8 protein-coding genes are annotated in these 9,495 nt (G+C 54.7%); 1 reads left to right on the forward strand and 7 read right to left on the reverse strand.

Annotated elements, in window-relative coordinates; genetic code table 11:
* Positions 1–125: 125 nt before the first annotated feature.
* The 5 genes from orn to DFR77_RS09345 form a co-directional block, all read right to left on the reverse strand.
* Positions 126–689 carry an oligoribonuclease gene (gene orn / locus DFR77_RS09325; RefSeq protein WP_003687260.1) on the reverse strand — a complete coding sequence of 188 codons (564 nt, stop codon included), beginning with the start codon at positions 687–689 and terminating at the stop codon, positions 126–128.
* 17 nt (positions 690–706) lie between these two features.
* Entirely contained in the window at positions 707–1,594 is an 888-nt protein-coding gene (prmA, locus tag DFR77_RS09330) for a 50S ribosomal protein L11 methyltransferase (RefSeq protein ID WP_003692488.1), read from the reverse strand.
* Between the two features lie 103 nt (positions 1,595–1,697).
* Positions 1,698–3,059: an acetyl-CoA carboxylase biotin carboxylase subunit gene (accC, locus tag DFR77_RS09335; protein ID WP_003692490.1), complete on the reverse strand. Its 1,362-nt coding sequence runs from the start codon at positions 3,057–3,059 to the stop codon at positions 1,698–1,700.
* Between the two features lie 113 nt (positions 3,060–3,172).
* Positions 3,173–3,634: an acetyl-CoA carboxylase biotin carboxyl carrier protein gene (gene accB, locus DFR77_RS09340; protein ID WP_003687267.1), complete on the reverse strand. Its 462-nt coding sequence runs from the start codon at positions 3,632–3,634 to the stop codon at positions 3,173–3,175.
* Positions 3,616–3,873: a hypothetical protein gene (locus tag DFR77_RS09345; RefSeq protein WP_003687268.1), complete on the reverse strand. Its 258-nt coding sequence runs from the start codon at positions 3,871–3,873 to the stop codon at positions 3,616–3,618. The genes accB and DFR77_RS09345 overlap by 19 nt, the downstream gene beginning before the upstream one ends.
* Before the next feature lie 116 nt (positions 3,874–3,989).
* On the opposite strand from DFR77_RS09345, the gene queA reads away from it, so the two are divergent.
* Positions 3,990–5,030 carry a tRNA preQ1(34) S-adenosylmethionine ribosyltransferase-isomerase QueA gene (queA, locus tag DFR77_RS09350; protein ID WP_003687270.1) on the forward strand — a complete coding sequence of 347 codons (1,041 nt, stop codon included), beginning with the start codon at positions 3,990–3,992 and terminating at the stop codon, positions 5,028–5,030.
* 200 nt (positions 5,031–5,230) lie between these two features.
* Here queA and carB read toward each other — a convergent pair whose 3' ends face one another.
* Both carB and DFR77_RS09360 read right to left on the reverse strand, forming a co-directional pair.
* Positions 5,231–8,446 (reverse strand): carbamoyl-phosphate synthase large subunit, encoded by a 3,216-nt coding sequence (gene carB / locus DFR77_RS09355; protein WP_003697927.1) that lies wholly within the window; start codon positions 8,444–8,446, stop codon positions 5,231–5,233.
* A 10-nt stretch (positions 8,447–8,456) separates the two neighbouring features.
* On the reverse strand, positions 8,457–8,990 hold the full coding sequence (locus tag DFR77_RS09360; protein ID WP_003692498.1) for a hypothetical protein: 534 nt from the start codon (positions 8,988–8,990) through the stop codon (positions 8,457–8,459).
* Positions 8,991–9,495: the final 505 nt, after the last annotated feature.

Here is a 9,495-nt window from a genome sequence, read left to right on the forward strand (position 1 = left end):
TATGGTTTAAAGCTTTGTTTCTTAAGTCCGCAGAGTATGCCATGGTTAAACCTTCAACGTCGAGTGTTGTACTATTTTGTTTTTAATTGAATATAAATAGCGTTTCAGACGGCATTGTTTGTTTTTTATTGCGCTTCGGCTTTCGGGGCGGAAATCAGGAAGTGTTCGCGGTAGTGGCGCATTTCTTCGATGCTCTCCAAAATGTCGTCCAATGCCTTGTGCGAACCGCGTTTGACGACGCTTTTGGCAATGGGCGGATTCCAGCGTTTGGCGAGTTCTTTCAGCGTGGAAACGTCGAGGTTGCGGTAGTGGAAGTAGTTTTCCAGTTTCGGCATATATTTGACCATAAAACGCCGGTCTTGGTGGATGGAGTTGCCGCACATCGGTGTGGCGCGTCCGGGTATCCATTCCGACATAAAGTCCAGCAGTTTCTGTTCGACTTCGGCTTCGGTATGCGACGATTCGCGCACGCGCTGCGTCAGCCCCGTCCTGCCGTGTGTGGCGGTGTTCCACTCGTCCATATTGTCGAGCAGATCGTCGCTTTGGTGGATGGCGTAAACTTCGGATTGCGCCAACACATTCAAATCCGAGTCGGTAATAATCATCGCGACTTCGATAATGCGGTCGGTTTCGGGATTCAGCCCCGTCATTTCCATATCGAGCCAGCAGAGGTTGTTTTTGTCCTGCACGGTGTTTCCTTTCCGTTTCAGCGTTTTACGCCGCTCAAGCGCGCCCAGCCTTCGTCAGTTTCCGCCGGGTCGAGATCGAACCATTGGCTGTAAATGCCGCCGAGTTCTTCGGCCTGTTCATCCAACAAACCGGACAACACGATGCGTCCGCCCTGTTTGGTGCGGGCTGCAAGTATTTCGCCGAGCATACGCAAAGGGTTGGCGAGGATGTTGGCGACGACGACATCGAATTGCCCTTGAGGCAGACTGTCGGGCAGGAAGAATTGTGCATCGACGTTGTTCTGTTCGGCGTTGTCCCTGCCGGCGCGGACGGCCTGTTCGTCAATATCCACGCCGACGGCGGAACCTGCACCGAGTTTGAGGGCGGCGATGGTCAGGATGCCCGAACCGCAGCCGTAGTCGAGGACGCTTTCGCCGTTTTTGAGTTGCGTATCCAGCCATTTGAGGCAGAGGCGCGTGGTCGGGTGGCTGCCGGTGCCGAAGGCGAGTCCGGGATCGAGGCGGAGGTTGACGGCGCAGCCTTCGGGGGCTTCGTGCCAAGAGGGGGTAATCCACAGGCGGTCGGAAATTCGGATGGGGTCGAATTGCGATTGCGTGAGGCGCACCCAGTCTTGGTCTTCGATGGTTTCGCCGGTGTATGCCAAGTCTTTTAACCCGCATTCTTGTGCGGCGGCATCGATGACGGCGGCGGCTTCGTCGTGTTCGCCGAACAGGGCGATGACTTTGCTCTGCTGCCAGATTTGTTCGGTGGGCATACCGGGTTCGCCGAAAATCGCCTGTTCGTTTTGCGTGCCGGCGCAGGCATCTTCGATGGCGGCGGAGAGTGCACCGTGTTCCATCAGCGCGTCGGCGAGGCGTTCGGCGACGGCATCGTTGACGTTGACGGTGATTTGTTGGTAGGGCATAACGGGCTTTCTTGGAAATATCGAAATCGGTTTCAGACGGCGGGGCAAGGGAAATGCCGTCTGAACGCGGAAGGGCGGCTTCAGACGGCATATCGGCGGCGGCTTATTTGTCCTGTTTGGTTTTGCGCGCTTCCAGCCAGTGCTCCAGGTAATGGATGCTCACTCCGCCTTCTTGGAAACCCGCATCGGCGAACAGGTCGCGGTGCAACGGCGTATTGGTTTTGATGCCGGTTACCGCCAGCTCGGCGAGTGCGACGCGCATTTTCGCCATTGCCTGTTCACGCGTTTTGCCGTGTACGCAGATTTTGCCGATCAGGCTGTCGTAGTACGGCGGGATGCGGTAGCCTTGGTAGATGTGGCTGTCCACGCGGATGCCGAAGCCGCCGGGCAGGTGGCAGCTTTCAATCGGGCCCGGGCTGGGGATGAAGTTGTACGGGTCTTCGGCATTGATGCGGCACTCGAAGGCGTGGCCTTCGATTTTGATGTCTTTCTGTTTGTATTGCAGCGGCAGGCCGGATGCGATGCGGAGTTGCTCTTGGACGATGTCCACGCCGGTAATGAGTTCGGTAACCGGATGCTCGACCTGAACGCGCGTGTTCATCTCGATAAAGAAAAATTCGCCGTCTTCGTATAAAAATTCAAACGTGCCCGCGCCCCGGTAGCCGATGCGTTTGCACGCGTCGGTACAGGCTTTGCCGATTTTTTTGCGTGCCTCTTCATCGATAAACGGGGCGGGTGCTTCCTCGATGACTTTCTGGTGGCGGCGTTGCAGCGAACAGTCGCGCTCGGCAAGATAGACGGCGTTGCCGTGTTCGTCGGCAAGCACTTGGATTTCGACGTGGCGCGGGCGTTGCAGGTAGCGTTCCATATAAACCATCGGGTTGCCGAACGCCGCGCCCGCTTCAGCCTTGGTCATTTCGACAGACTGGAGGAGGTCTTCTTTTTTCTCGACCACGCGCATACCGCGCCCGCCGCCGCCGCCCGATGCTTTGATAATCACGGGATAACCGACTTTGTCGGCGATTTTGAGGATTTCGGCATCATCGTCGGGCAATGCGCCGTCAGAGCCGGGGACGCAGGGCACGCCTGCCGCTATCATCGCGTGTTTGGCGGAGACTTTGTCGCCCATCAGGCGGATGGTGTCGGGTTTCGGGCCGATGAAGGTAAAGCCGGACTGTTCGACCTGTTCGGCGAAATCGGCGTTTTCGGCAAGGAAGCCGTAGCCCGGGTGGACAGCGTCCGCGAAGGTTACTTCGGCGGCGGCAATGATGGCGGGAATGTTCAGATAACTTTGCGCAGAAGCGGCAGGACCGATGCACACGGATTCGTCGGCGAGTTTGACGTGCAGGCTGCCTTTGTCGGCTTCGGAATGCACGGCAACGGTGGCAATGCCCATTTCGCGGCAGGCACGGAGTACGCGCAAGGCGATTTCGCCCCGGTTGGCGATTAAAACTTTTTTCAGCATGATGACCTTTCCTGCGGTTCCGGCAACCCGTCCGTAAAAAAGGGTGCGGGAACGCTGAAGGGGGGGAAAGCATTTCAGACGGCATCGGAAGTTTATGCCGTCTGAAAACAGGATTATCCGATGATGAAGAGCGGTTCGCCGAATTCGACGGGCGTACCGTTTTCGACCAGAATTTCTTTGACCGTGCCGGATTTTTCGGCTTCGATTTCGTTCATCAGCTTCATCGCTTCGATGATGCACAGCGTGTCGCCGGCTTTGACCTGTTGACCGACTTCGACAAATGCGGCGGCATTCGGGCCGGGCGCGCGGTAGAACGTGCCGACCATAGGCGATTTTTGAGCGTCGGACAAATCGCGGGCGGCCGGCGCGGCGGCGGGCGCGGATGCCGCAACGGGTGCGGCGGCCGGCGTTACGGCCGGCGCGGCGGCAGGTACGGGCGCGGCGTAAACGGGAGCTGCCGCAGCTGCAATGGTACGGGTAATGCGGACTTTTTCTTCGCCTTCGGTTACTTCGATTTCGGCGATACCCGATTCTTCAACCAAATCAATCAGTTTTTTTAATTTGCGCAAATCCATTTCTGTTCCTTTAAAGGCTGCCGGTGTTCCGGCGGGTTGTTGCGTTGGTTTTTCAGAAAACAGCCGGCTTGCGGCAACGGCGCAAACCGGGCGGAATGGTGTTCGGATACGGTTTTCCTGTGGTGGGAAACGACCGTGAAATTGTGTTCATTTTCCCGAAGTTGTCGGTAAATGTCCAGTAAAATATCAAAAAACGGCGGTTTTTGGGGGAAATGTGCAGGAAGTTTGATTTTGCGCACAAGATGCCCCGAGTCAAGAGTGTTTATTCTAATCTGTTGGTTTTTCGGGCAAAGATGCCGTCTGAAAAAGGGCTAAAGTGCGTATAATGGCGGCTTGCCCGAACGAGAGTGTAAAAATGGATATTTCAGATTTTGACTTTACCCTGCCCGAACACCTGATTGCCCAGCATCCGCCCGAGGTGCGCGGCAGCAGCCGGCTTTTGGTCGCGCTGCCCGATATGCCGCTGCAAGACCGGGTGTTTGGCGATTTGCCCGATTATGTCGAGGCAGGCGACGTTTTGGTATTCAACAACACCAAAGTCATGAAGGCGCGGCTGTTTGGGCAGAAAGACAGCGGCGGCAGGATCGAAGCCCTGATTGAGCGTGTGTTGGACAACCATACCGCATTGGCGCACATCCGTTCGTCCAAGTCCCCCAAGCCCGGTATGGGGCTGGTGTTTGAAGGCGGTATCCGTGCCGTGATGGTCGGGCGTGAGGGCGAACTGTTCTGCCTGCGTTTTGAAGGCGGTCAAACCGTTTACGAACTTTTGGAACAGAACGGACACCTGCCCCTGCCGCCTTATATCGAACGTGCCGCCGATGCGGACGACGACAGCCGTTATCAAACTGTTTATGCCAAATATCAGGGCGCGGTCGCCGCGCCGACGGCGGGCCTGCATTTTACGGAAGAACTTTTGCGCCGTCTGAAAGACAAAGGCGCGGTAACCGCAGAAGTAACCCTGCACGTCGGTGCGGGGACATTCCAACCCGTGCGCGTCGATAAAATCGAAGAACACAAAATGCACAGCGAATGGTTTGAAGTGCCGTCTGAAACCGTCGCCGCCGTTGAGGCGGCAAAAGCCCGGGGGAACAAAGCCTGGGCGGTCGGCACGACTTCCATGCGCGCCCTCGAGTCTGCCGCGCGCGCAACGGGATATTTGAAAGACGGACAGGGCGACACCGATATTTTCATCACGCCGGGCTACCGTTTTAATGTTGTCGACAGGCTGGTTACCAATTTTCATCTGCCGAAATCGACGCTGCTGATGTTGGTCGGCGCGTTTTCGGGTATGGGTCATATCCGCGCCGTGTACCGTCATGCGATTGAACGTGAATACCGTTTCTTCAGCTACGGAGATGCGATGGTTTTGGGGCGGAACGAAGGGGGCGGGCTTTAAACTGCTGCTGTCCGTTGCAAGGCAGATGCCGTCTGAACCGTGGTTCGGGCGGTATTTTTATGGATGTCCGGCAGTTGGATAATCCACCGCCCCAAATTAGGGTGCTTAAAGGTCAAAAGAAAGTGAAGGCTATGTGCAACAAAATGCCGTCTGAAACCGCAAAACGGCTTCAGACGGCATTGTTCAACCTGATTCAGGCATCAGTTGCGGTTTTTCAAACGACCGTGCAGCTCTTGAACGCTGTACACACCCAGATAATCCCGGCTTTTCGCGCCTTCGCTCATCGCTTCGCCGCCGGCGGTGGTGGTGTATTGCGGCACGCGTTGCTGCAATGCGCTTTGGCGGATGATGTGGCTGTCGGACACGGATTGCGGATCGCTGGAAACGGTATTTACGACCAGTGCGATTTCGCCGTTTTTCAGCGCGTCGCCGATGTGCGGGCGGCCTTCGGGGACTTTGTTGATGGCCTGCACAATCAGCCCGTGTTCGGTCAGGTATTGCGCCGTGCCGCGCGTGGCGCAGATGCCGTAGCCTAAGGCTTGGAAGTTTTTGGCGGTTTTAATGACGCGTTCTTTGTCTTCTTCGCGCACGGAGAGGAAGATTTTGCCGGTCGGGTTGAGGCGTTCGCCCGCGCCGAGTTGGGCTTTGTAGTAGGCTTCGCCGAAACTTGCGCCCACGCCCATCACTTCGCCGGTGGAGCGCATTTCCGGACTCAAAATCGTATCCACGCCCGGGAATTTGATGAATGGGAACACGGCTTCTTTAACGGCATAGAAATCGGGGACGACTTCTTTTTCCACGCCTTGTTCTTTCAGGGAAATGCCTGCCATGCAGCGCGCGCCGACTTTGGCGAGCGGCACGCCGGTGGCTTTGGAGACAAAGGGGACGGTACGGCTGGCGCGCGGGTTCACTTCCAACACGAACACCACGCCGTCCTGCACGGCAAACTGCACGTTCATCAGTCCGACCACGCCCAGCGCGTACGCCATCGCTTTGGTTTGGCGGCGGATTTCGTCTTGGATTTCTTCGCTTAAGGAGTAGGGCGGCAGCGAGCAGCCGGAGTCGCCGGAGTGGATGCCCGCCTGTTCGACGTGCTGCATGATGCCGCCGATAACCACATCTTTGCCGTCTGAAACGCAGTCCACATCGACTTCAATCGCGTTGTTGAGGAAGAAATCGAGCAGCACGGGGCTGTCTTCGGAAACCTGCACGGCTTCGCGCATGTATTTTTGCAAGGCTTCGGCGGAGTGGACAATCTGCATCGCGCGTCCGCCCAAAACATAAGACGGGCGCACGACCAGCGGATAGCCGATTTCTTCGGCTTTGACGAGTGCTTCTTCTTCGTTGTGGGCGATGCGGTTGGGCGGTTGGCGCAGGCCTAAGTCGTTCAACACTTTTTGGAAGCGTTCGCGGTCTTCGGCGGCATCGATGCTGTCGGCGGATGTGCCGATGATGTTCACGCCGTTTTCAACCAATGCGTTGGCGAGTTTCAGCGGGGTTTGACCGCCGTAATGAACAATCACGCCCCACGGGTTTTCGGTGCGGACGATTTCCAACACGTCTTCCAATGTCAGCGGCTCGAAATAGAGGCGGTCGCTGGTGTCGAAGTCGGTGGACACGGTTTCGGGGTTGCAGTTGACCATAATCGTTTCAAAGCCCGATTCGCGCAGGGCGAGTGCGGCGTGAACGCAGCAGTAGTCAAACTCGATGCCCTGACCGATGCGGTTCGGGCCGCCGCCGAGAATCATCACTTTTTTACGGTCGGAAGGACGGGATTCGCATTCTTCTTCGTAAGTGGAGTAAAGATAGGCGGTTTCGGTGGCGAACTCGGCGGCGCAGGTATCGACGCGTTTGTAAACCGGATGCAGCTTCAGCGCGTAGCGGTGTTCGCGAACTTCTTTTTCGCTTACGTTCAACAATTGTGCCAAACGTTTGTCGGAGAAGCCTTTGCGTTTCAGACGGCGTAGGGCGGCGTAATCCAAATCTTGCAACTGGCCGTCTGAAACCGATTTTTCTTCCTTCATCAAGTCTTCGATTTGCGCCAAGAACCAAGGGTCGATGGCGCAGATCTCGTGGATTTCTTCCGGCGTGAAGCCCGCGCGGAACGCGTCTGCCACAAACAGCATACGTTCGGGGCCGGGGTTGGCCAGTTCGCGGCGGATTTCCGCTTTGTCTTCGCTGCGCGGATTGAAACCGCACAAGCCGGTTTCCAAACCGCGCAGGGCTTTTTGGAAGCTTTCTTGAATGGTACGGCCCATCGCCATCACTTCGCCCACAGATTTCATCTGCGTGGTCAGGCGGTCGTCTGCGGCGGGGAATTTTTCAAACGCGAAACGCGGGATTTTGGTTACCACATAGTCGATGGAAGGCTCGAACGACGCGGGCGTGCGGCCGCCGGTGATGTCGTTGCGCAACTCGTCCAGCGTAAAGCCGACCGCCAGCTTCGCCGCCACCTTCGCAATCGGGAAGCCCGTTGCTTTGGAAGCCAGCGCGGACGAACGGCTCACGCGCGGGTTCATCTCGATCACAATCATCTCGCCGTTTTCAGGGTTCACCGCAAACTGCACGTTCGAGCCGCCCGTGTCCACGCCGATTTCGCGCAATACCGCCAACGAAGCGTTGCGCATGATTTGGTATTCCTTGTCCGTCAGCGTTTGCGCCGGCGCAACCGTAATCGAGTCGCCCGTATGAACGCCCATCGGGTCGAAGTTTTCAATCGAACAGATGATGATGCAGTTGTCCGCCTTATCGCGCACCACTTCCATCTCGTACTCTTTCCAGCCGAGCACAGACTGCTCAATCAGCAGCTCATGCGTAGGCGACGCATCGAAACCGCGTTCGCAAATCGCCAAAAACTCATCCTTATTGTAGGCAATGCCGCCGCCCGAACCGCCCATCGTGAAAGACGGACGAATCAGCGTCGGAAAGCCGACCTGTTCTTGCGCCGCCAAGGCTTCGTTCATGGTGTGGCAGACAAAAGATTTCGGGCAAGAGAGGCCGATTTTTTCCATCGCTTCTTTAAAGCGGCCGCGGTCTTCCGCCTTGTCGATCGCGTCTTCCGTTGCGCCGATTAACTCGACATTGTATTTCGCCAGCACGCCGTTACGCGCCAAATCCAGCGCACAGTTCAGCGCGGTCTGACCGCCCATCGTGGGCAGAATCGCATCGGGCCGCTCCTTGGCGATAATCTTCTCCACCGTCTGCCACATAATCGGTTCGATGTAGGTAACATCCGCCATTTCAGGGTCGGTCATGATCGTGGCGGGGTTGGAATTCACCAGAATGACTTTATAGCCTTCTTCACGCAAAGCCTTGCAGGCCTGTGCGCCCGAATAGTCAAATTCGCAGGCCTGACCGATAACGATAGGGCCGGCGCCGATGATAAGGATGGATTTTAGGTCGGTACGTTTGGGCATGGGTGGGTCTCTATTTAGTTAAAATTAAATCATTTTTATCATACGAAAATGTAATATTAGGATACTTTTGCTGTAACTTTTCCCATGATTGATAAGTTTCCAAGAATTGCGCACCCCCATCATTTGGATCGATTTGCACATGCCATATTAAATCATTCCCTGTATATGGATCTAATGTTATGTCATTGTTAAAAAATAAATACCAGTCCATATTCTTATATAAGAATTTATTTATTTCTTTTTCTATTTCCTTATATTTTTTTTCGTTAGTTGAAAAAATATTTTTGAAAGAAAATTTAGTTCTAACAATTAAAATCTCATTGGAAATTAAATAATCAATTATTGACCGATAAACTTCCTCTGCAGCATTTACAATAGACGTGTTTGTATAATTAATAAGTTGTCCACAAAGCGCAATTATTTTTCCATCTACTACTTTTAAGTCTAGATAGCATTGTCCGCCATTATCCCAAAATGCCTTAAAAGGCAATCTTTTTTCTATACCAAAATAGTTTTTTGGGTTCAAGTAGATATCACTAAACATTACTAACTCCTTGGTTAAGTGTGGTAAGTCATAGCTCGCTCATGTGGCAAGCGTAGTTTGGATTGAAAACCTAACACAAACCGCTTAATTGTCTAAAATGTTGGGTTTGCTAACCCAACTTGTATATCGAAACCCCCGTATCGTAGCAAGCCGTAGCCCGCATGTAGGGTGTGCGGTACGCACGCACGCGTTCTTCATTTTCCCTGTAACCCCGACCCACCGCATGCGCGCCTTGCGGCACACACTCTACCGATGAGTTCAAAGATTGTCTGAAAAAACGCTCGCGGCGTTTGTTCCATCTGCTTGACAATAAAGGCTACCTGAAAAATTCCCGCTGTTGATATTTCGTGCATTCTTTTTCAGACGACCTGAAATCAACGGTTGCAAATTTAAGTTATTTTTCAAACCACCGGCAACCGAAAAATCTGCCGAAACCCACTCCCTCCCCCGTGGGGGAGGGCTGGGGGGAGGGCATTCTCCGAATGGTGGCAATCTTTCCTAATAC

Origin of the sequence: Neisseria gonorrhoeae, from assembly GCF_003315235.1 — a bacterium.
GTDB classification, from domain to species: domain Bacteria; phylum Pseudomonadota; class Gammaproteobacteria; order Burkholderiales; family Neisseriaceae; genus Neisseria; species Neisseria gonorrhoeae.

Coding starts and splice junctions, on each gene's coding strand:
- accC (WP_003692490.1), bottom strand. CDS start 3,059: ATGCTGAAAAAAGTTTTAATCGCCAACCGGGGCGAAATCGCCTTGCGC.
- DFR77_RS09360 (WP_003692498.1), bottom strand. CDS start 8,990: ATGTTTAGTGATATCTACTTGAACCCAAAAAACTATTTTGGTATAGAA.
- accB (WP_003687267.1), bottom strand. CDS start 3,634: ATGGATTTGCGCAAATTAAAAAAACTGATTGATTTGGTTGAAGAATCG.
- carB (WP_003697927.1), bottom strand. CDS start 8,446: ATGCCCAAACGTACCGACCTAAAATCCATCCTTATCATCGGCGCCGGC.
- queA (WP_003687270.1), top strand. CDS start 3,990: ATGGATATTTCAGATTTTGACTTTACCCTGCCCGAACACCTGATTGCC.
- prmA (WP_003692488.1), bottom strand. CDS start 1,594: ATGCCCTACCAACAAATCACCGTCAACGTCAACGATGCCGTCGCCGAA.